This window comes from Adhaeribacter aerolatus, from assembly GCF_007991635.1.
Lineage (GTDB): Bacteria > Bacteroidota > Bacteroidia > Cytophagales > Hymenobacteraceae > Adhaeribacter > Adhaeribacter aerolatus.
In genome coordinates this window covers 181,130-204,006 of the sequence record NZ_BJYS01000006.1, presented here as the reverse complement: position 1 = coordinate 204,006, position 22,877 = coordinate 181,130, and the positions used below count along the sequence as shown (strand labels likewise).

Annotated in this window: 13 protein-coding genes; 6 read left to right on the top strand and 7 right to left on the bottom strand. The window is 46.2% G+C overall.

Going from position 1 to position 22,877, the window contains the following annotated elements:
* Positions 1-270: 270 nt before the first annotated feature.
* Both AAE02nite_RS06365 and AAE02nite_RS06360 read right to left on the bottom strand, forming a co-directional pair.
* Complete coding sequence (locus AAE02nite_RS06365; RefSeq protein WP_146896092.1) at positions 271-465, bottom strand: hypothetical protein; 195 nt, start codon at positions 463-465, stop codon at positions 271-273.
* 236 nt (positions 466-701) lie between these two features.
* Complete coding sequence (locus AAE02nite_RS06360) at positions 702-2,351, bottom strand: carboxylesterase/lipase family protein (protein ID WP_174761924.1); 1,650 nt, start codon at positions 2,349-2,351, stop codon at positions 702-704.
* Between the two features lie 314 nt (positions 2,352-2,665).
* Between AAE02nite_RS06360 and AAE02nite_RS06355 the strand changes: the two genes are divergently transcribed.
* A complete protein-coding gene (locus AAE02nite_RS06355) occupies positions 2,666-3,772 on the top strand; it encodes a sialidase family protein (RefSeq protein ID WP_146896090.1) in 1,107 nt (368 codons plus the stop codon).
* Positions 3,773-3,908: 136 nt separating this feature from the next.
* Here AAE02nite_RS06355 and AAE02nite_RS06350 read toward each other — a convergent pair whose 3' ends face one another.
* The gene (locus AAE02nite_RS06350) at positions 3,909-5,180 is read right to left on the bottom strand and encodes a DUF6351 family protein (RefSeq protein ID WP_146896087.1); all 1,272 of its coding nucleotides are present in this window, start codon (positions 5,178-5,180) and stop codon (positions 3,909-3,911) included.
* An 887-nt stretch (positions 5,181-6,067) separates the two neighbouring features.
* On the opposite strand from AAE02nite_RS06350, the gene AAE02nite_RS06345 reads away from it, so the two are divergent.
* From AAE02nite_RS06345 to AAE02nite_RS06325, 5 genes are all read left to right on the top strand, one after another.
* On the top strand, positions 6,068-6,298 hold the full coding sequence (locus AAE02nite_RS06345) for a mersacidin/lichenicidin family type 2 lantibiotic (protein WP_146896085.1): 231 nt from the start codon (positions 6,068-6,070) through the stop codon (positions 6,296-6,298).
* Between the two features lie 192 nt (positions 6,299-6,490).
* Positions 6,491-9,706 carry a type 2 lanthipeptide synthetase LanM family protein gene (locus AAE02nite_RS06340; protein ID WP_146896083.1) on the top strand — a complete coding sequence of 1,072 codons (3,216 nt, stop codon included), beginning with the start codon at positions 6,491-6,493 and terminating at the stop codon, positions 9,704-9,706.
* Positions 9,707-9,892: 186 nt separating this feature from the next.
* Positions 9,893-12,094: a peptidase domain-containing ABC transporter gene (locus AAE02nite_RS06335; RefSeq protein WP_146896081.1), complete on the top strand. Its 2,202-nt coding sequence runs from the start codon at positions 9,893-9,895 to the stop codon at positions 12,092-12,094.
* Positions 12,095-12,138: 44 nt separating this feature from the next.
* Complete coding sequence (locus tag AAE02nite_RS06330) at positions 12,139-13,437, top strand: HlyD family secretion protein (RefSeq protein ID WP_146896079.1); 1,299 nt, start codon at positions 12,139-12,141, stop codon at positions 13,435-13,437.
* Positions 13,438-13,681: 244 nt separating this feature from the next.
* The gene (locus AAE02nite_RS06325) at positions 13,682-14,302 is read left to right on the top strand and encodes a hypothetical protein (RefSeq protein ID WP_146896076.1); all 621 of its coding nucleotides are present in this window, start codon (positions 13,682-13,684) and stop codon (positions 14,300-14,302) included.
* Positions 14,303-14,417: 115 nt separating this feature from the next.
* On the opposite strand, the gene AAE02nite_RS06320 is transcribed toward AAE02nite_RS06325, so the two are convergent.
* The 4 genes from AAE02nite_RS06320 to AAE02nite_RS06305 all read right to left on the bottom strand — a co-directional run bounded on the left by AAE02nite_RS06320 (position 14,418) and on the right by AAE02nite_RS06305 (position 22,819).
* Entirely contained in the window at positions 14,418-16,988 is a 2,571-nt protein-coding gene (locus tag AAE02nite_RS06320) for a beta-N-acetylhexosaminidase (RefSeq protein ID WP_146896074.1), read from the bottom strand.
* 71 nt (positions 16,989-17,059) lie between these two features.
* On the bottom strand, positions 17,060-18,229 hold the full coding sequence (locus AAE02nite_RS06315; RefSeq protein ID WP_146896072.1) for an acyltransferase family protein: 1,170 nt from the start codon (positions 18,227-18,229) through the stop codon (positions 17,060-17,062).
* Between the two features lie 704 nt (positions 18,230-18,933).
* Positions 18,934-21,111, bottom strand: coding sequence for a carbohydrate binding family 9 domain-containing protein (locus AAE02nite_RS06310; protein ID WP_146896070.1), 2,178 nt, complete (start codon positions 21,109-21,111; stop codon positions 18,934-18,936).
* Positions 21,112-21,667: 556 nt separating this feature from the next.
* Positions 21,668-22,819, bottom strand: a complete 1,152-nt coding sequence (locus AAE02nite_RS06305; RefSeq protein ID WP_307725525.1) for a LacI family DNA-binding transcriptional regulator — start codon at positions 22,817-22,819, stop codon at positions 21,668-21,670.
* Positions 22,820-22,877: the final 58 nt, after the last annotated feature.

Genomic DNA, 22,877 nt, shown 5'->3' with positions numbered 1-22,877 from the left:
GGCCCGAAGAAAAGGAGCGTCGCCAGTAAGTGGTATCGGTTTGGGCATAAACGTTCGCCTGCCAGAGAAAAGAGAACAACAGTAGCGCAAATATTTTCATAGCTTATACTTTAATGCTCACCGCCGAAGAACCGGGCCGTAAGCGGTTGTTGAAACTAAACAGTATTCTACTCTATCCACCGGCCTTAGCCCTAATACCAACTCATTTAAACATAAAGCAAAAACTAAAAACAGAAGAAATAAGGGCTAAACCTGCAAAAGCAAATTATTTTACTTTCTTTGGGCTTGCAAAACTTCCTTTATCTTACCTAAACTATCCAGTATGGCTGCATTTTGGGATTTCAGGCTGTCTAGTTGCCGCTGCAAGTCCTCCACCTTCATGGTCATTCTGCCTTCCGGCGAAGAATTCTGACCGCAGCTCCAGCAGAGCAAAACAGCAGCAGCCAAAAGAAGTCGTTTTTTCATCGGAGTTGTTTTAAGGTAAATAAGCTTTCATATTAAATATAGTAAAAATATATTCTGTTGGTTAATCCTTTGAAAAATAACCCATTATAATTTTTTTTGGTTAAAATATAATCCGGAAAATGATTTCAGCTAACCTTACAACAGCCTGAAAAAATAAACCTGACCGCCTTGTGCCGGCAATCAGGTTTATAGAAAGGATTAAAACCAAAAAACTTTAAGTAGTGCCTTGCTTAAATTTATTTTTTGGCCATATTTTCCAACAGCAGGTAGCGCTCGCGGGTTTTGTCGGTTTCCAGGCGGGTATTTACATCGATGTTCATAACCGAAGCTGGGCTGCCGGGTTTCAGGGCCGGCCAGGTAGGTAAACCTTTACCATTTGGGTTACCGGTTTTTATAAAGTTGGCGAAATAATTTTGCATCAGGGCCGATACTTTGTGATCGTCGGGTGTCCAGGCGTAAACCTTATTGGTGGCCAGGTTGCCCATGGCGTATTCTATTTCGGCCGAGTGAACAGCGCCCCGGGCAGGAGGTGTTTTTTTCGCGTTGGGATCAGCGTTCCGGATAACCCCGCCGGCTAAACCAGCCGTCGCATTGCCCATTTCGGGCGTCATTTCGGGGCGCGGACGGGAATACATATAGCGGTAAACGGGTTTGCCGCTGGTCTGGCTGTGTACGTCAATCCATTTCCAGGTACTGTAGCCAATAAAGCGGTCGCCGGCAAGGGCGGTTGCGGCCTGTATAACTTCGTCTTCGGTAGTAGCCGGATATAATTTAAGCACCTCGCCGGCCCGTTCGCCAAACTGTTTTTCCAAAGCTTTCTTGTAATTCTCCGCGGTGGGCGCTTCCTGCCCCAGAATGGCCCGGTAACCCGATTCTTCGGAGTTCCAGCCGGCCAGTAAAGGTACCTTGGCTTGCTGGCCGCTCGTAAATATTTCGGATGGGGCTTTGGGGAAGAAATAACCATCTACCACTACCGAAAAGCGCGGCGTACCGGGTTTGCTGGTAGCTTGTAATATCTGGTCGGCGGGTAAAGCCCGCAGAGCCGCCAGCGAGGTAGCTCCTAAACCGGTAGCAAAGGTTACCCCGTTTTGCTCGGCCTGGGCCAGGGCGGTGGTTGGCTGCAGCGATAACAAGGACCCACTCTCGCCAATAGCGCCCGCAATCAGGTTTTTAGAAAGCGGCGAAGCCATTTGGGCGCTCACCGAAAAAGAACCGGCCGATTCTCCGGCAATGGTAACTTTGTTCGGGTCGCCGCCAAAAGCCGCAATATTTTGTTTAACCCACTTTAAAGCGGCGCTTTGGTCCAGCAAACCGTAATTACCCGACGCTTTGTTCGGCGATTCTTTCGTTAACTCGGGGTGCGTCATAAAACCAAATACCCCTAAGCGGTAATTAACCGTTACGGCTACTATTCCTTTTTGCGCCATACTCTCCCCGTCGTAGCGCGGCTCTGAGCCATCGCCGGCCACAAAGCCGCCGCCGTAAAAGTAAACCAGCACCGGCAAACGCTCTTGCCCGGTTTTAGCGGGTGTCCAAACGTTCAGGTACAAACAATCTTCGTTCATACCGTTCGATCTGAAATTCATATCGCCGAACAAGGCCAGTTGCATAGCTCTCGGGCCAAACTGAGTAGCTTTGCGCACGCCCTGCCAGTTTTTAGCGGGCTGGGGTTCGCGCCAGCGTAAATCGCCGACTGGCGCCGCCGCAAACGGTACGCCTTTAAAGCTGCGGATGCCACTTTTTTCGGTGGTACCTGCCAGTAAGCCGTTGGCGGTTTTAACCTGGTTAGCAGCCGGACTGCCGCTGGTTTTGGTTTGGGCCAGGCTAACCGGCAGCCAAGCTACCGCCAGCAGGCAGGCCAACGATAGAATTTTAATAGATTTCATGTAGTTTGTTGTTTGGGTGAATATTTAAAGAGTTATTTACAAAGCATATTACCATTATAATAACAGAAATTATAATAATAAATATATTTTTTATCTGAGTAGGCAGCCACCAAAAGAATATTTACGTGTGGTGGTGCGTAAATATTCTTTCTGCACCCGGAATAAGTGGCCGTTTTCTTACCTTTAAAACAATAGTTTATCACTTCCCCAGACCGGCAATAATTAAGTTAGCCCAGTTTATGCCTGTTATTCCAAGTGTTTTTCGTAATATACAGCTTGCCTGTTTTAACCCGAAATACCAAATATTAAACCAGATGAAGCATTTGCTTATTGGCGCCTGGCCGGCCTTGTTGCTGGGCTTGGCGCTTTCCTGCACCACGCCGCAGAAGAATGTTGTAAATCAACCATCCCGGGAGAAAGATTCTGCTTCAGCCAAGGCTCCCACTATCAGCACAGTACAATACGAGCATATTTTTAAAGACGACCGGCCATTTCCGCAGTGCCATGCTTCTACCATGATTGGTTTAAAAAACCAAAACTACCTGGTGGCCTGGTTTGCCGGTTCGCACGAAAAAAATGATGATGTGGGCATCTGGATGGCGCAGGGCCAGCCCGGCAACTGGTCGAAACCTTACCTGGCGGTAAAAATCCGGAAAGACCCGCACTGGAACCCAGTGTTATTTAATGGCCCCAATGGCCGGATTTATTTGTACTTTAAAGTAGGTAAAGAAATAGACTACTGGGAAACCTGGGTGCAGCATTCCGACGACCAGGGCAAAACCTGGAGCCAGCCGGTGGAGCTGGTACCGGGCGATAAAGGCGGTAGGGGGCCCGTACGGAATCAGCCGCTGGTATTGTCGGATGGTACCTGGCTGGCGCCGGCTTCGGTGGAGCGGAACAAGGTCTGGGATGTGTTTATCGACCGGAGTACCGACGGCGGCAAAACCTGGACATCTACCGGCAAACTGCCCCTGGACCGCAGCGTAATAAAAGGCGAAGGCGTGATTCAGCCGGCACTATGGGAATCCAAGCCCGGGCGGGTGCACATGCTCATGCGCAGCTCAGGCGGTAAAATCTGCCGCAGCGATTCCAACGATTACGGCAAAACCTGGAGCCCTATTTACCCCATCGATCTGCCTAATAATAACAGCGGCATTGATGTAACCCAAATAGCCGGCGATACCATAGCCGTCATCTATAATCCGGTTGGCGAAAACTGGGGCAAACGCTACCCCATTACCGTGGCCGTATCTACCGATAATGGTAAAACCTGGCCCACTACTTTTGATATTGAAAAAAAAGGGGAAGAGAAAACTGAACTGTCATACCCCGATATTTTTTACCAGGATGGCCATTTAGTTGCCTGTTACACCTGGAACCGCCAGCGGATTGCCTTCTGGAAAGGAAAAGTTTCATTTTGATTTTCGGTCCAGATTATGCCTCGTTACGGGCTGGGTAATTATTACATTTAAAGCAGAGAACCCAAACCCTATTAATAGGGTTTGGGTTCTCTGCTTTAACTTCAGCGGTTACTAAGTTAGTTCCCCCATAAACTGTTTACGGTTTTACACTTTGCACCGAGGCTATTATTTTGCCGTTCTGTGCCTGGGCGGCCAACTGGTGCGCTAAAACCAGGGGCTGACTTTTTACTTGTTGTACCAGCCGCGCAAAGGCCAGAGCTATTTCGGTTTCGGTAAACGTGCAGTGGCCGTAGCGCGCAATTGGAATACCGGTGTAAAGGGCATTGGCATCCTGGGCCGTAATTTTAGCCTGGTACAAAGGGAAGTGCCAGAACGGAATAGTCGGGTCGCCGGTTGTATGCATTTTAACAAGCGGAATGCTGATGTCGCCGGAGGTCTGGTAATATTTCTCTACGTTTTTAAGGGCCTGTTTATCGGCGCTAAACCGGTCGACCTGGGCATTGAGTAACAGTGTTTCGGCGGGGTTACCCGGAACTACATATTGCGTGGCAGTATTATCGTAAGGTTGACCTTTTAAAACTTCTATGGCATTGCGGGTAGCAAACACATCGTACCACAGTGCCCGCAAGAAGGTCTGGCCAATGGTGGTGGGGTTATTGGGGTCGTAAGGGGCGCCGGTTATGCTTAAAATTTTAAGAGCGATTGCCGGATTTAAAGTAATGGCTTGTATGATGGCCGGAACATAAACCGTTTCCCAATTCCGGATAAGTTCGTCCGGAATATGAATGGCATCGCCTGGCAATATATTTGGAAAGTAATAATCAAATACTACCCGGAAATCGGCGTAATAATTTATTTGCTTTTGAAAATCGCCGCAAGGACCGCACAACGATAGACCCCCACTGAAAAGTTTTGGATACCGTTCAATGGCCAATGTGGTAACAATACCACCTTCCGAGCCACCTGTTAAATAAATGTACTTGGGTTCCCCGTATTCTTTGATAAACCGTTTGCGTAAATCCAGAATGTTATCAATGCCGGTCTGAATGGCTAAACCATTTTCGGTGTAACTGGTCGTGGCAAAAGCATAACCTAAACTGGTAAACAGGGGAACGTAGGCAGCAGCTTCGGTAGGTAAAGCCAGGGACTCAAATTCTGAAACGTACCCGTGGGCATAAATTATCAATTCCCCGTTCCAGTTTTCGGGTACGCATATCTGAACGATTTCACCGGTTTTTAAAGTTTCGACGGTACACCCCACCAAGGTGGTGGTGCCAGCTACCGTTTTTACCTGCTGGTGACTGGTAATTTTGTTCGCATCGGTAGAAGATGGAATAATTTCGGGTTCTTCTTTACAACCACCCAGCAAAAAAAGAAATATCAGGATTAACCAAGTGTAATTTTTCATAACAATAGCATTTAAGGTTTAAAGGTTAGTAATAGGAATATGGAAAGATTTGATCTGTTCAGCCGGCTTTACCAAATAAACTGGAAGCATTTAAAATGGGGCCAAAAAAAGCGTAAGTCGAAAAGTTTTAATACTAGCCAAATAGAACCAGGAACATGCTTTTTCGCTGATCGGCGGAGACAAAAGATTTTCGTTCGAGGTAAACAGTTCTGACTGGCCGGGGCTTAATAATCGCTTAAATAAAATTTAACTTTTTTAAGCAACCTGATGCGACCACTGGTCAGTCATTAGGAGAAAATGTGCGTGAGCTACTGTAAGAAACCTTAAAAAGGAGAACAGAAAAGGTGAAATTTTAAACTAAAATAAGTATTAACCTTTACCAACACAATTGAATAGTGGAAAAATATTAATTGTTTTTCGGCTGCCGTAAAAGAAAAGCGATTTAGTAATCAGCTTTTTGTCTTTAAACGCCGCCGATGGCTTGCTTTAGTTATAAGCTGCTGGTGGAATTTTTCAGGTAAGCCGGGCAATGCTGCATAAGCGCCAACGCCAGATAAATTTAAAAACGCGGCACTCAGCAACCGCCCCGACTGACTCCGCAAGTAAACGCATCAACCCTGGTAAGTAGAAATACCGAACCAATTTATTCCATTTTAAGCCTTGCTAACAGGTTTTCGCTAATTAAGCAGCCTGATTTTCGGAACCTACCAGAATTTTCGGACCCCAAAAAGACGGCTTTCAAGCCTTAATTTTAGCCACTCAACGTCTCACTTCAGCCATTCGTTTTGAATTATTTTCAAAGCGGGTAGGCGGGATATTATGTTTGAATCAGCTGAAACGAAGTTGTTACGCGGTGTAACAACGGGATAAGAGGCCAAAATAAAACTATGAAAAAAAATGTAGATGTAATCCGCGCTTGGAAAGATGCTGAATACAGAGCCACTTTAACCGAAGAGCAATTAAAGTCTCTTCCTGAAAACCCAGTGAATGATTCTAACGCATTACTGGACAACATTGCCCTCCGCAACATTTCCGGCGGCCGTCCTTCTTCTGGCTGGTTCTGCTCAGTTAGCGGCGAGTGTAATGGTGGTTATTCCTGCAACCCATACTACTGGTAATTACACCGCCTAAGTTTAAGGCGCGTTTTACCGCCAACTTAAATTAACACCAACCCTATAAATAATAGAAGTAAGAAGATATCCCAACTAAGTAACCTATTACTTGCCGGCGCTTGTCTTTCTTACTTCTATTATTTTTTTTCTTCCCTTTCTGAGTCCCTTTTTCTGCCGAACTATTTACCAACCGCAACCATGAAACTAAATACAAACTGCCTGTTAAAAGCCTTAACCCTGAAAGAAAGAGCATCTTTCGTTAGAAATATAAACTTGGCCCCCCAACCGGAAGGTGAGGCAACTTCCAAACTGGCGGAAAAATGGAAAATGCGCTACCCGTTTTCAGAGGGGGAATATTTCGGAAAGAAACTGCAACAATATAACTTAACAGAGGCCCAGTTTAATACGCTCACCAGCGCACCCCTAAATATTCTGAAAGATTTTATTCCTTATAACCAGATTGGGCTACAACGAAAACTCTCCTTGCTAAATACTGGCATCAGTGAAAATTATACCTTCTTTTCCGAAAAATATTTGAGCCGGGTCCCGGTAGCTGGTTTCCTTGATTTTGTAGAACCCCTGATTCGCGAAGCCGTGCAGCGGTTAACCGCTGACATAGCAGCTAAGGTGGCCTCTGGTACTTGGGGCCAAGCTTTTGCAATAGAAAATATTAAAAACCACCTGGTAGATAATATTCCGGCCAAACTGTACGAAATGGTAAACCGGACCCTGGTGCTGGAAATGAATATTGCTCGTTTGAACAACGAGTTAACCGGTGAAACCCCCGCAGAAAGATTTAATAGTTTTATTCAGCTCATCCGGACACCGGAACGCCGACAGGCACTGGCCGAAGAATATCCGGTATTAATCCGGCAAATCAGCGATTACCTGGATAGCTGGTACCAAAACAGTACCTTGTTTTTAGAAAGATTGCACACCGACTGGCCTCAACTACAGTCGGTTTTTGGCATTGCGGAAAATGATATCGTAAATAAAATAATTACGAGCGCCGGCGACCGGCACCGGGGCGGCCAAACCGTAACCATTGTAACTTTTGCTTCGGGTAAAAAAGTGGTATACAAACCCCGGCCCCTGGCGGTAGAGTCTCATTTCCAGGAATTATTGCAATGGTACAACCAAAAAGGCGTAACCAATCCTTTTAAAATATTAATCATCCTGAACCGGGAAATCTACGGCTGGGTAGAATTTATAGAACATACCACCTGCCAGACCAAAGAAGAATTGCAGCAATATTACCACCGCTACGGCAGTTTACTGGCCATTCTCTACAGCATCAACGCCACCGATTTTCACTTAGAAAATATAATTGCGGCCGGCGAACATCCGGTTCTTATTGACATAGAATCTTTGTTTCACCCCAACATGGTCCATAAAAACCACGGGGTATATTCCGATATATTTAACCAACTAGAGTTATCAGTGTTGAAAGTACAGTTGCTGCCCATGCGCCTGTATTTAAACGACCAAAACGAAGGCATTGACGTGGGCGGCTTAAACGATTCGGCGGGCAAACTAAGCCCCATGGCCGCCCCCGTCTGGATTGCCGACGCTACCGACGAAATGAAGCTGGTGCAGCAGCAGATTGTGTACCAGGGTTCTAAAAACGTAGCTTTGCTGCATGGCGAAAAATCTGACTTTTTCCAATATGCCGACCAGATTGAAGCCGGCTTTCGGCATACCTACCAAATAATACGGCAAAGCAAAACCGAATTGTTAGCCGCAGGCAGCATTTTAGATATGTTTGCCAACGACCACATCCGGGTAATGTACCGCCAAACCGCAACTTACACCCAAATATTATACGCCAGCTTTCACCCCGATTTTTTAAGGGATGCCTACGAACGCGATATTTTATTTGACAAACTCTGGGAAGAAGCCCCCGGTCGGCCCGACGTTGAAAAAGTGATTGATGCCGAGCAAGTAGCCCTGCATAAAATGGACATACCGGTTTTCGTAACCAAACCCAACGCCAAAAATTTGTGGCTCGATGATAACCAGTGTGTACCTGATTTTTACGAAGCCACCGGCCTGGAGCAAGTGTGCTACAAAATAGAAAATTTAAGCGCCGCCGATTGCGAAAAGCAATGCTGGTTTATCCGGGCTTCGCTTTCGTCGTCGGCTCCGGTAGAGCAGCACCATACCGCCGCGGTAAATTATTTAGCCCAAGAATTAACCTCCGAAGCTACCGCAGCAGAATTAATAGCTGCCGCCAAAAAAATAGGCGACCGGTTGCAGTCGCTGGCCTTTATTACCGAAGATAACGCCAACTGGATTGGATTGGTTTTAAGAGGTAAAAACTACGACATTAACCCGCTGGCTATGGATTTATACAGCGGCTTGCCGGGCGTAACCTTGTTTTTGGCTTACCTGGGCTACGTTACCGGCGAACCCAAATATACCTGCTTGGCCCAGCAATCACTAAACACAATTATTTCGACTGCCGATGACTACATGGCCGATAATTTTGTAAAGCGGCTGGGTATGTTTGATGGCTGGATAGGCATTATTTACCTGTATACCCATTTGGGAATATTGTGGCAACGCGCAGATTTACTTGACCAGGCCGAAGTGGTAACCCGGTTTTTAGATCCGTATTTGCCGGCTGGTAAAGATGTCGATATTGTTACGGGTTCGGCCGGCATGATTTTAAGTTTGCTGGCTTTGTACCGGGTGCGCCCTTCGGAAGCTACCTTAAACCTGGCAATTAAGTTAGGCCGGCACCTAGCCGATAATGCTATTGCCATGCCAACCGGTAAAGCCTGGAAAATAGAAGGTCAGCAACCTTTGGCTGGTTTTGCTCACGGCAACGCTGGCATTGCCTACGCCTTATCTAAATTATACCTGCTTACCCGGCAAGAGCAATTTAAAATATTGGCCCTGGATGGTATCCAATACGAAAGAACCTTGTTTGTACCCGAGCGCAATAACTGGCTCGATCTGCGGAAAGCCAGCACCAGCACCCCCGAGTCGCACAACGATATGGTAGCCTGGTGTACCGGTGCCGCCGGTATTGGCCTGGCCCGTTTAAAAATGCTCGATTTCCTGCACGACAACCAGGTTGTTGAGGAAATAGAAGCCGCTATTCAAACCACTACCCACCAAGGCTTTGGCCGCAACCACTCGCTTTGCCACGGCGATTTCGGCAACCTGGAATTATTGGCCGATGCCGCTGCTATTTTTGAGGACGAAGCCCTGCAAGCCAAAACCGGAAAAATAACCCAGGTGTTGTTGCAAAGCATCCAGGAGCACGGTTTACTTTGCGGTACCGCCCAGAACATCGAAATACCCGGTTTTATGACGGGTATTGCGGGCATTGGTTACCAAATGCTGCGCTTAAGCGGTGCAGCCTCCTTGCCTTCTATTTTACTATTGGATCCTCCGGTTACTAATTAATTTTTGCTCTTGCTGGCGCGAGCGTCCCGCTCGTGCCTTTATTCCTAAGGCCGCTGGCCTGTGTAAATAAAAATAACTACCTGATTTTAACGGCCAGAGGCCGGATGAAAACATCACGAGCGGGACGCTCGCGATAGCAGCGAAAAGGGCCTAAATCCCCAAGCCCCATTACCAAGCACAAACAGCATGAAAAAATTTCCTTTTTACCGACAGCTCGACGAAATGGATTGCGGGCCCACCTGCCTGAAAATGATTGCGGCTCACCACGGCCGGGTATTTACCGCTGATTACCTCCGGGAAAAAAGTTATACCTCCCGCGAAGGCGTTTCGCTGATAGGCTTATCCGATGCCGCCGAAACCATTGGCATGCGAACGCTGGCCGTTAAAATTAAATATACTGCCCTGCAAAATTGTATGCTGCTGCCTTGCATTGTGCACTGGCGGCAAAAGCATTTTGTGGTACTCTATAAAATCAGCAAAGATAAAGTATTTGTCGCTGACCCGGGTTTTGGCCTGGTTACTTATACCAAAGAAGAGTTTCTAAACGGCTGGTTGGGTAAAAATAAGAACGCGGCCGAAGAAGGCATTGCCTTACTGTTGGAGCCCACTCCTGAATTTTACGAAAAAGAAGACAAGCAGGAAAAAAGCAAGCAAGGTATAAAACTCCTGCTGCCTTACCTGAAACCTTATACCCGGTATATTTACCAGTTGTTTATAGGCCTGGTTGTAGCCAGCGTGTTACAACTAACCTTGCCTTTCCTGACGCAGGGCGTGGTAGATTACGGCATTAAAAACCAGGATATTGATTTTATTTACCTCATCCTGGTGGCCCAACTCATGCTGTTCTTTTCGCAATCAATGGTAGAGGTTATCCGAAGCTGGATTTTGCTGCACGTGGGCTCCCGCATGAATATTTCGCTTATTTCGGATTTCCTGATAAAGGTAATGAAGCTGCCCATTGCTTTCTTCGATTCCAAAATGACCGGCGATTTGATGCAGCGGATTGAAGACCACAACCGGGTAGAAGCTTTTTTATCTTCCACCACCCTGAATACGCTTTTCTCCATCGTTAACCTGGTGGTGTTCGGTACCATCCTGGCCTTCTACGATATTTCTATTCTTCTGATATTTTTAGTAGGGGCGGCGCTTTATGCAATTTGGGTGCTGTTCTTTATGAAGAAAAGAGCTACCCTGGATTTTAAACGGTACAGCCAGGAGTCGGAAAACCGGAGCAACCTGCTACAACTCATTCAGGGGATGCAGGAAATTAAATTAAACAACTCCGAAAAAAGAAGACGTTGGGAGTGGGAAGCTACTCAGGTTAAATTATTCAAAACCTCGCTCAAAGGCTTAGGGGTGTCGCAATTCCAGAGTCTGGGCGGTAACTTCATCAACCAGGTTAAAAATATTCTCATCACGTTTTTCTCGGCCAAAGCGGTTATCGAAGGTGACATGACGCTGGGTATGATGCTGGCGGTACAATATATTATCGGGCAACTAAACGAGCCCATCAACAACTTTATTACCTTTACCCGGGCCGCCCAGGATGCCTCGCTCAGTCTGCAACGTTTAGGCGAAATCCACGACAAAGAAGAGGAAGAAGATACCAGCGCTGATAAAACCGCTCTGATTCCGGCCTACAACAAAGATATTCATATTAATAATGTCAGCTTCAGCTACGGCGGTCCGCACACACCCGAAATCCTGAAAGACTTGGATTTTTATATTCCCGAAGGTAAAGTTACGGCCATTGTGGGCGCCAGCGGCAGCGGTAAAACTACTTTGCTCAAATTGTTGCTCAAATTTTACGCACCTACCAAAGGAAAAATTCAAGTCGGCAATATTAACCTGAATAATATCAGCGCCAAGGCCTGGCGCGAACAATGCGGGGCCGTAATGCAGGATGGTTTCATCTTTGCCGATACCATTGCCCGCAATATTACCGAATCTGATTCCAACAGTTCCATTGACCGGGAACGATTGCTACACGCGGTGCGGGTGGCCAATATTGAGAGCCTGATTGAAGCGCTGCCGCTGGGCTATAATACTAAAATAGGGGGCGATGGCATTTCGCTGAGTGGTGGCGAAAAACAGCGCATTCTGATAGCACGGGCCGTTTATAAAAATCCCGAATTCCTGCTTTTTGATGAAGCCACCAGTGCGTTGGATGCAAATAACGAGAAAATTATTATGCGCCGCTTAGAAGAGTTTTACATCGGCCGCACGGTGGTGGTAATTGCGCACCGGCTGAGCACGGTAAAAAGCGCCGACCAGGTGCTGGTAATGGAACACGGCCGCATTATTGAAAGCGGCTCGCACGAATATTTAACCCAAACCAAAGGCGCTTATTATACCCTGGTAAAAAATCAACTGGAACTGGGTAGTTAAAAACGAACAGATTAGGCAATTAAATATCGAAAAGAATTATCAAAATGGATGGATATAGCAAAATAGACCAGGCGCTGGAGCGGAGCGACGAGGTACGGGAAGTAATGAGCCACATTCCGCACTGGCTAATCCGTTGGGGCACGACCTGCATCTTTCTGACTGTGGTAATATTTTTAAGCCTGAGCTGGTTGATTAAATACCCCGATGTGCTCACCTCGAATGTAGTATTAACAACCTCAAATCCGCCGGCCCGTTTGGTAGCCCGCGCCAGCGGTAAAATTATGCACCTGGCTTACAAAGAAAACGAACAGGTGACGGAAGGCGCCATTCTGGGCATTATTGAAAACCCCGCGGATAGCAAAGATGTGCTCAATCTGATAAATATTTTGGAGGCAGTTCCGTACGCCAACCTGGTAACAGACCAAAACCTGAACTTGCCGGATAATGTTAATTTGGGCGAACTGCAAAAAGATTACGCCATTTTCTACCGGGCTTATAACGAACTGGCTCTTTTCAAAAAGCTAGACCCGGTAGCGAAAGAAATAATTTCTACCCGGCAGGAAGTGCAGGAATACACCAATTTATTAGCCAATCAGCAAAAAGAAAAAATTATTTCTAAAACCGAAGTGGGGTTGGTGCAAAAAGATTACGACCGTAACGTAACGCTCTACAAAGATAAAGTAATTGCCGACAAACAACTGGAAGATAACGAGCGCGAATTAATCCGGACGCGGCGCAGCTTCGAGCAACTGGAAACCAGCATTGCCGGCACCCACATCCGGCTGTCGGAATTGCAAAAAGCCCTAACCTTACTTCAAATCCAGAACCAGGAAAAGCAAAAACAGTACGAACTTAACTTAACCGAAGCCTACAAAACTTTGTCCGGAGCTTTAGCCAACTGGGAACAGAAATATTTGCTTAAAGCCCCGGTGACCGGTAAACTCACTTACTTAAAATTCTGGAGCAGCAACCAGTTTGTAAATGCCGGCGACGAGGTAATGGTAATTGTGCCCGATAAGCAGGAAGCGGTAATTGGGAAAGTGCTCATGCCGATTCAGAACTCCGGTAAAGTAAAAACCGGCCAAAAAGTAAATATTTACCTCCAAAACTTTCCGTTCGAAGAATTTGGAACCGTGTACGGCCAGGTAAAATCCATTTCGCTGGTGCCGAAAGATAATATGTACGCCATTGAAATTACCTTGCCACAAGGCCTGAAAACCAGCTACAACAAAAACCTGGTGTTTAAGCAGGAGATGCAGGGCAATGCCGAAATTGTTACTGAAGACCTACGGCTCATGGAAAGGGTATTTTACCAGATAAAATCTTTAGGCGAGCATGTTTAAACCAATAAATTATTAAGACTATTATTTCTAACTGGTTTTGGAGAATAATTTATAGGTAATAATAAAAGTCTAAGTAACCCACTCGTGTCATTCAGGAGGAAACTATTTGGCTACCTGCTACATAAGCTCCTCCTGAATGACAGAGGTGGGCTCATCGGTCAAACCCCGAATTTCAAAGCCAACTTAAAAGTACAGCTTGAATCTGGGCAATAATTTTAAATATAAAGGAAAAGAATTTAACTTAATGGAAACCCAAGTTGCGGATCCTGCTACGAACTTCTCTTTTAAACAGATTAATAAAAAAGCTTTCGTGCTGAACGGCATTAGTATTTTCCTGGGCTTCATTTTTTTTTCTTCCGGCTTAGCCAAGTTGTATTTCGAACACAAATTTCCGGGTATAATCGGGCCGGTTTGGCTCGAAGCCCGCCTGGAGGAATATAATTTGGGGTTGTTCGCCCGCTTTGTGGCTTACGCTCAGGTTATTATCGGTTTTTTATTACTAACCCTGCGCTACCGCACGTTAGGTGCCATCGGTTTACTGCCGATGCTGTTAAATATTCTGGTAATTACCATTTCGCTGCATTGGCAGGGTACCCCTTATGTAATAGCGGTTTTCCTGTTGCTCAATTTATTATTGCTGGTGGCCGAAGCACCCAAACTGCTCCATCTGATTGGCTTTAAAACAACTCACCCAATACAGGCAAGCCAGAATCCTGGTAAAATGGGAATTTTATGGCTTTTAGGATTTGCTTTGGTTCTGTTAAGCAGTAATATTTCTTATTATAACCTTCAGCTGGCCTATATATTTAATGCTACGGGGGTATTTACGGCCCTTTACTCATTTTACAAGGGCGGGCGGGTATAAGCTTCTTTACTTTCTTTAGCAGATTTTTGGAATTACATTTTAATTAAAATGCAACTGGCCGGTCATCCGACTCGGCCAGTTGCATAACTATCAATTTTGATTTAATGTCAGTTTTTTAATTCACCAGGGTTACGGTGTTACTGCCCCGGCCTGCCGGACTAAAGGCTTTCAGCTTAACGGTGCCTTTGGCATCAATTGGTTGGGTGTATTCCGGGCTGGTAACGGTTGGTTCCGAGCCATTGGTTGTATACCGGATGGTATAGCCCGGTAGTTGTATGTTGGCCATTACTTTACCATCCTGAATAGCGGCACCGGGTGCCGGAATGCGGTAGTTAAAACCACCGGCATAAACATCCAGTCGCGGCAATTCTCTTTTGGCTACTACATTCACAAACTCCGACCAGGCCTGGTTGTAAAGGTTTTGCTCTCTAGCAGCATCTTTTTCGGTAGCCCAGGCAGGGTCTTTCGACCAGGCGCGTTCGGCCACACTCAGCAACTTAGGCATCATCTTGTATTCAAAATCCTGCGGCGAACGGTTGGTCTCGGACCAAAGCGGCGCTTCTATGCCCACAATGTTGGCCCGGCCTTTGGCCGTTAAAGGCTCTTTGCTTTTAATAATAGAACGGTTAATGGGGTTGCCGTTATCGTCTTCTCTTAAATTACGCAAATAATCGTACGGAATAAAGTAAAAAGGCTTTTCCATACCCACGAAGCCGCCCCAGTAAAGACCAGGCTCGTAGTAAGACGTGGAATAGGCCAGGTCGAGGTAGAGGTGCGTAACGCCGGTTAAAATTACTTTGTAGCCCGCATTGGCCATGCGGTATGCTAAATCTTCGGCGCCGGAGCCCGGGCTGTTTTTCCAGACGTTTACGTGGAAGTTCTGATCCGCAAACCTTTCGTTTGGTACCCAGTTTACTTTGCCGTTCTGTACTACTTTTTTCAGGCCAATTTCTTCCCAGCCCGACAAATATAGGTTACGGGTTTTGAGCAACTGGTTTACTTTCCCGAAATAATAATACCATAAATCATCTACGGTTTTAATTGATTTATCTTTGCTCATCAGGGCCTTAACCCCCGGTGATTTTTCCCAAACCCCACCCGGAACCTCATCGCCACCAAAATGAATGGTGGTTAATGGCGCATCGGCTTCTTTGTACATGGCCCGGATATCATCCACTACGGTTTCTAAAAAGTTATAAGTAGAAGGCAGCGATACATCCATGACGTTATCGTTCCAGCCCTGCACCGAGCGGTAAATTGATTTATCGTTTAAATCGCGGAGCAGGTACTTTTCAGCTTCGGCTTTTTTGCCTTCTTTTACCAAACGTTCGTAGCGGGCATCCATAGATTTAATAGCCGCCCGCGCGTGGCCCGGCGATTCTATTTCCGGAATTACCCGAATATGCCGGTCGCGGGCGTACTTTAATATTTCGATGAAGTCGGCGCGGGTGTAAAAGCCGGTGCCGGCAGCGCTGGTATTGCTAGGGCCGGAGCCATAAGAAGGCATTAAACTGGTTTTGCTTTGGGAGTCGTGCAAGCGGGAGCCGCCAACGGTAGTTAGTTCGGGTAACGATGGTATTTCCAAACGCCAGCCTTCGTCTTCGCTGAAATGGAAATGAAATACGTTCATTTTGTACAAGGCCATCGCATCCAAAACTTTTAATACTTCGGCTTTGGGCTGAAAATTACGGGCCACATCCATCATAAAACCCCGGTAACCAAACCGCGGCGCATCTTTTACTTCCAAACCCGGCACAGTTACAGCATTAACTCGGCCCGCAAAAGCCGAGGCCGGCAGCAAGGTTTTTACCGATTGGATGCCGTAGAAAATACCAGCCGGTGAAGAAGCCGCTATCTCAATACCGTTCGGATCTACTTTTAACTCGTACCCTTCGGCCGGAATATTCTGGCGCTGCCGGAGCCGGATAGCTTTACCGTTACCCTGATTTTGGACGACGGGTTTGGTACCCATTATTCCTTGCAGGGTCAGGGCCAGGTTTTCGGCTTCGCGCTGGAAAGCGTTATCCGCGATAATGATGGTTTCTTCGTTCAGAATAAAGGGTTCGCCTTTTTCCTGGTAATTAACCGGGGTAGGGAAGACCTTGGTTAATTTTTCGGCCGGAATATTCTGGATAGCCTGGTTTTCTTTGAAAATGCGGGCGGCCAGCGCCTGCTCCGATTTTTGGAAGTGTGTGCCCGGTTTTATTTCAAAAGCAACGGGCAAACCTTCTTTGGGATTATTATCCATAGCCAGGTATAGGCCTACCGGAAAATCTGTAAGGTTGCGGAAGGAACGGCCGGATACTTCTACTGTAGCCGATTTACCCGGAGCAATTTCTTTAAATTTAGAGCCTGGCGCCAGGTAATACAAATCGCCGTTGTAATGCTTTACCTGCACTATCGTAGAATCAGCGGTTTTGAGGCGGCCACCATTAAAAAATATTTTCCAGCCTCTGGCGGGTAAGGCTTGTTCGCCGGTGTTGGTAATGGTTAGTTCCGAACGCGATTGGGGTTTATTCTGATAACGGTTATCTTTTAATTCCAGGGTTAGTTTAAGCGGACTGTTTTGGACTTGGGTACCCGCCGTTATGGTTTCGGTGGAGGCCTTTTCTTCGCGGGAGGCCTGCGAACAGCCCAAGGTTAATAAATGACTAAGTAAAAAAGTACCGGCAATTATTCTTTTCATGCTGCTAAACGTAGGTTTTACAAATGGTTCTGCAATGCTAACGGATTAAAAAGAGAAATTGGGTCTTACACTTAAATTTTCAGGTAAATTTTCTTTTTATCCAGCAGGTAAGCCACCACCCACAGCAGCAGCATGTAACTGATGGCAAAAAGCAAAGACGCGTTCTCGCCGGTAAGCCAGGAAGCATAAAGATTTTGGTACAACCAGCCATTCAGGCTTTTGCCATCTACCCGAATCAGGCCCAGGGTTTCGATGAGCGCGCCCGACAAGGCATAAATAAACAGCGGGTTTTTACCGAAAGCCTCGAAAAAATGAGTCCAGCTTCTAAAATGGGCTACTTCAATCAACAGCATAATCGTGGCCAGAATCAGCAAATCCAGGCCAACGGTATAAACCACGTACGAGCTGGTCCAGATAGGTTTGTTAATGGGGAAGAAAATATTCCAGACCAACCCGATAGTCGTTAGAATTACCCCGGCCATTGCTAACCGCATTAGCGTGTTTTTATTATTACCAGATAGCTGAATAAACCGCCCGGCAAAATAGCCCGCAATTACATTAACCACGGCGGGTAATGTACTTAACAAACCTTCGGGGTCGAAAGGAATGCCATAACCTTTATAAAGATTTTTCTCGGATAGTAGCCAGCTATCCAGTTTTAAAGCAGCATTACCCGCTAAGGTGTAAGGGTCGGGCTGATTGCCGAAAAAATACATAATTGCCCAATAACCGAATAAAGCCAGCACACTAAATATTAAAGCACCCCGGGCTTGGAAATAATGAATTACCAAAGCGGCTACCCCGTAACAAAGTGCAATCCGCTGCAACACCCCGAATAACCGGATACTAGAAAAATCAATTAAAGTTAGCTCGCCATTAACCCGGGTAACAAACGGAAAAGCATTGAGGAAAAGACCAATAAGGAAAATAAGGGCCGTCCGTTTAAATACCTTTTTCAGAAATTTACTATTCTGCCCTTCGAACTTGCGCATGCTAAAGCTAAGCGCATTGCCTACTACAAACAAAAAAGTGGGAAATACGAGGTCGGTAACGGTAAAGCCATGCCATTGGGCGTGCCGGAGCGGCGCGTAAACGGATTCCCAACTGCCGGGGGTGTTTACCACAATCATCAGGGCAATGGTCAGGCCCCGCATCACGTCCAGCGATAGGTAGCGTTGTAATTTATTTCCCGTCTGCGTCGGGTTGTTCAGGACGGCCGGAGCTGTGTAAAGCTTGTTCATGGGGTAGTCTGTTTTGCGTGGTGAAATTTATAGTTCTGGTAAAATAAGGCATGTTTAAATTATTAAATCTTATTCAATTTGAATGGCGATTCCTAAAAACAAGCAGGTAAAAAGCAAAATCCATATTAGGAGTTTTGGAAGTTAATTCAAAATTTTAGTTTGTGGTTGAATGCCAGGCTCATCTGTCCGTTAGCTTCTCGCCATCGGGGCGGGTACTTCCTTTTTTGATGAGCTAAAACTTTCCGTCTTCTGGGCACCTTCTCTAATACCAAATCGTCTTAAGCTGATTCCATAGCACGCTAGTTAATGTGATATAAATAACTTACCCAATCTACTATCTGTCATTCTGGAAGAATCTATTGATTTGGTAAGGCAATGGAAGCTTGCAGAATGACAGGGTTGGGTAGCATTAATTTATCTTCTATGGAATAGAGTTCCTGTGATTTGGTATTAGGGAAGGCGTTGCAGAAGTGTTTAGCTATATGTAAGTTATTTGCTGTTCTTTACCAGCGTGCAGCGTATGTATAAAATTATCTTACTATGAGTAAAAACTTATAAGTAACCTTCTCCCCAGATCCAGCCTAAATTTAGACTGGGAGCCGGGGTGGTTGTTTTTCTATATATTTTCAGTTATTGTTTTTACTCACTGGATGGTAAACAGGAGGAACCATGGTATTATATCTACCTTATACATCCTTATAATATTACGGGTTCCACCAATACGTCAGCTTCAGCACGAGGGCCCGGTTACGGACCGAGAAGGGAGCCGGTAAATAATTATCGGTGTACACAATAAATAAATCGGAGGCGGGTGAGTAGCGCCACTGGAAGCGGGTGTTCAGGTTAATATTATTTGTTTGCTCGTTGTACTGAAAAAAGCTGGAAAAGAATATTTTGTTCGTCAGGGTCAGGTCGAGTTGCGAGCCCACCAGCCAGAATTTGGTATTGCCCCAGGGCTCGGGCAGGCGGATATCGTTGTAGCTGGCATTGGCGAGCAGTTTTACATAGGGTTGAAAGCGATATCCAACTTCGCCGGCCACATTCAGGCGAGTGCCGTTGTGGTAATACGTACCGGATCGGGTGTTAAAGGCATAAGTAAACAAACTCTGGGGCTTCGATGCAAATTCGGTGCGCCAGGCTTTCCAGTGATGTTCGGTGCCGCGCGCTAAGGTATCTTTGTTGGTATTGGTGGGGTCGAAGGGCTGTAGCAATTTAACATATTCATCTACCAACGCTACCGTAAAAGTGCTCTGCGACCGGAAGTTAAGCGTGTAGAACAGCATGTTCAGGTTATCGGTTTTCTTCAGGTTATTATCGAAGTAATGGGTCAGGCTTACCTTAGGACCATGGCTTAGGATAGGGCTACCTTTCGGGAAAAACGAGTAACTTACCAGGGGGTTAATCTTAAAATAATTATTACGGGGTACGTAACCAACCTCGGCTGTATAATTTCGGCCCACGTATTCTTCCTGCAGTAGCACATTCCATTTGCGGGTACGGTATTCCAGGTGGGCAGCCTGCACCAGATCGTCGCCGGATTTATTTGGCGAGAAAGATTTCAGCACGAAAGCTTTGCCGGTCCAGACGTTATTAGCCGAAGCCAGGTTATATTCGATGCCCACGTTGCGGTTAAAGCGGGTGTAAGGATTGGCATTGATGGTATCCTGTTCGGGACGGTAGTTCAGCGATTCTTTGTTTACAAACAACAACCCAATATTGGAGCGGGCAAACACGCGGCGCTGCAGCGAAACAATGGCAAAATTTTGAGCGGGTAAACCGGTTTCATCTACGCTGGCGGTTTGCATATCCATGAGCCCGATTCGCCAGTCTTTGTTAAGCTTGCCGCTGAGGCGGGCACCCGCCCGGATGGGCACGTTCAGGCCAATGCGGCGCGAGAAGAATGGCCGGATATTGGCGTAACCGAAGTTGGCGAATAAATCCGCGTTTTCGAGGAAAAACTGCCGGCGCTCCGGGAAAAATAATTCAAACCGTTCGAGGTTGGTTACCTGCCGGTCTACTTCTACCTGGCTGAAATCCGGGTTAATGGTCAGGTCGAGGTTAAGGGCCGAGGTAATACCAATTTTTACATCGGCACCGGCTTTACGCTGGTAATCGACGGGCTTGTCTTGCTCGTAATTTTTTACGCCGCCGCCCAGCACGTACGGGATCACGGAAATATTAGCGCCGACCGAAGGCGGCGGTTGATCCCAAACCAGGTTGCCGGTGTAGGCCAGCGAAGCTGTCGGGAATTGGCGTGGTATGGGGGTCCAGCTCGATTTTTCGGTGGTTTTTAAATCCAGGCGGCTGAAATTAATGCCCCACTTCATAATATCTTTTTTGTACCGGATGGTAGTAAACGGTATGGCCATTTCAAATACCCATTTCTCTTCATCGTTGGTTACTTCCGACACCCATTTATTATCCCAGTTCAGGTCTACGGCGCTGCCGCTGTGCATGGTACCATCCCACTGCGCCCCGGCCGCGTTCGCCCCAAACGAAAAACCGTTGGTCTGGTCGTCGAAGGGGTCCATAAACAGTAGGAAGTTATCGTTTTTGCCAAAAGAGAAATCGCGGCGTAACGACTCTACATAGTAAGGGCCAGGTAGGGCGTGGTAATTTAAGGCAATCAGGTACAGGTTTTTGTCGTCGTAGGTCATGCGGACCTCAGTGCGCACTTTGGCCCGGCTGGTATCCATGGGCAATACCATAAAGAAATCTTTCGCCACCTCCGTGTCTTGCCAGGCCGCTTCGTCCATGCGGCCATCTATTTCTATCGGCAAAGTTGTTTTGCGCAAATGCAATTGATACGCCTCATTCTTTTTCTGAGCAAAAGCTGAAACATTGATAATAAATAGTAAAACAAAAAAGTAAAAATGCTTCATTCGATTAGGTTGCCTGGGTTACGTTAGTGCCGGTGTAAGGTATTATTTCCGGCGGGCTAAATAATTTTGGGTGTTCTATGAAATAATAGGAATAATGCCGTTTGGGCGGAAAATAGGTTTTGAGGAATTAGGATTAAAATCACTTATATCTGGCATAGAAGGTTGGTAGTTCTTAAATAACATCTGTTTTGGGGAACTAAGAAAATTAGACGGTAACGGATAAATGCTTCTTATCTATAAAACAACTAATTATGATGTAGCTGTTTAGCATTTAAATTATTGACTAGTTAATAGCTCTTGCTGTTTTTAATAACTGGCAAGTAGTCTGGCGAAGGCTTCAAAATTGGCAGTGATAACACCACCAATGGTGACCATCTTTTCTTTTAATTTAAATATCAAACCGCTTCATTGTTAAAAATCTTTCCCCGCATTTCTCAAACCTTAAATCTAAACAAAAAAGAAATCTGACCGGCAAACCTATCTTAATAAATATTTGGGTGGCTAACCGTAAAAAATTTAAACGGTTTATTGAACTTAGAATGGACTATCAAAATGGTTAAACAGGTGGGGCAGTTGCTAATGGTCGACTGGAACCCCTGATAATTAATTCGGCTTTTAAGGTGCGGGTTACGGCTTTCCAGTTGGCAACGTCGCGGTCCATTTGGTCGAGGAGTAGCTGTACGGCGGTGCTGCCAATTTCCCGCATGGGCTGCGCTACGGTTGTCAGGCTGGGCTCCATTAAAGCCGAGGCATAATCGTTGCTGAAACCGACCACGGCCATATCGTCGGGGATGCGCAAGCCTTTTTGCTTAATAATCTGCATGGCTTCAATGGCCGTGGGGTCGTTAATGGCGAACAAAGCATCGGGTGGTTCTTTTAGCGCCAGCAGGTGGTTTACATAAATTTTTACTTTTCCGGTGGTGAGGTCGTAAGGGATAATCAGTTCCTCCACAATGGGTTGGTTGTATTTGCGCAGCGCATCTAAATAACCGTTCAAGCGCTGGCGGCTAATAATGAGCGAATCGGGGCCGGCCAAATGCGCAATGCGTTTTTTACCGGTTTGGATGAGGTGTTCTACGGCACTAAAAGCCCCGTCATAATCATTAACTACCACCTTGGGCACCTGCATCTCGTCGCAAACCCGGTTAAAAAATACAATCGGAATGCCCTTGCGCTGGAATATTTTCAGGTGATCGAAATTGCGCGTTTCTTTCGAGAGCGAAACGAGTACCCCATCTACCCGGTTGGCCAGCATTACTTTGGCGTTGGCTACTTCGGTTTCGTACGACTCGTTCGATTGGCTCACAATAATATTATAGCCGGCTTTGGCGGCGGCCTCCTGCGCTCCGATAATTACTTGCGGAAAAAACGACGTCACAAATTCCGGTACAATAATACCAATGGTTAAAGTCTTGCTCGTAACCAGGTTAAAAGCAATCATGTTCCGCTGGTAGTCGAGTTTTTCGGCCAGGGCCAGCACGGCTTCGCGGGTGGCGGTGCTCACCTTGGGGTGCCCGGTTAAGGCCCGCGATACCGTAGACTTAGACAAATTCAACTCCCGGGCAATATCAATAATGGTTATCTGGTGTCTTTTCAAAGCGGCTGTTAAAAGTTGCTGGTAAATAATTAAATATTTCTCAAATAAGCAGCAAAAATCCACTTGGTTGGTTTTAATATTTTTGGGAACGTTCCCAATCAGTGGGAACATTCCCACCGAATTAAATTTAAATATTTGTAACCAATCTATACAAAGAGTAAATAATTTT

Coding starts and splice junctions, on each gene's coding strand:
- AAE02nite_RS06365 (WP_146896092.1), bottom strand. CDS start 465: ATGAAAAAACGACTTCTTTTGGCTGCTGCTGTTTTGCTCTGCTGGAGC.
- AAE02nite_RS06360 (WP_174761924.1), bottom strand. CDS start 2,351: ATGAAATCTATTAAAATTCTATCGTTGGCCTGCCTGCTGGCGGTAGCT.
- AAE02nite_RS06355 (WP_146896090.1), top strand. CDS start 2,666: ATGAAGCATTTGCTTATTGGCGCCTGGCCGGCCTTGTTGCTGGGCTTG.
- AAE02nite_RS06350 (WP_146896087.1), bottom strand. CDS start 5,180: ATGAAAAATTACACTTGGTTAATCCTGATATTTCTTTTTTTGCTGGGT.
- AAE02nite_RS06345 (WP_146896085.1), top strand. CDS start 6,068: ATGAAAAAAAATGTAGATGTAATCCGCGCTTGGAAAGATGCTGAATAC.
- AAE02nite_RS06340 (WP_146896083.1), top strand. CDS start 6,491: ATGAAACTAAATACAAACTGCCTGTTAAAAGCCTTAACCCTGAAAGAA.
- AAE02nite_RS06335 (WP_146896081.1), top strand. CDS start 9,893: ATGAAAAAATTTCCTTTTTACCGACAGCTCGACGAAATGGATTGCGGG.
- AAE02nite_RS06330 (WP_146896079.1), top strand. CDS start 12,139: ATGGATGGATATAGCAAAATAGACCAGGCGCTGGAGCGGAGCGACGAG.
- AAE02nite_RS06325 (WP_146896076.1), top strand. CDS start 13,682: ATGGAAACCCAAGTTGCGGATCCTGCTACGAACTTCTCTTTTAAACAG.
- AAE02nite_RS06320 (WP_146896074.1), bottom strand. CDS start 16,988: ATGAAAAGAATAATTGCCGGTACTTTTTTACTTAGTCATTTATTAACC.
- AAE02nite_RS06315 (WP_146896072.1), bottom strand. CDS start 18,229: ATGAACAAGCTTTACACAGCTCCGGCCGTCCTGAACAACCCGACGCAG.
- AAE02nite_RS06310 (WP_146896070.1), bottom strand. CDS start 21,111: ATGAAGCATTTTTACTTTTTTGTTTTACTATTTATTATCAATGTTTCA.
- AAE02nite_RS06305 (WP_307725525.1), bottom strand. CDS start 22,819: ATGTTCCCACTGATTGGGAACGTTCCCAAAAATATTAAAACCAACCAA.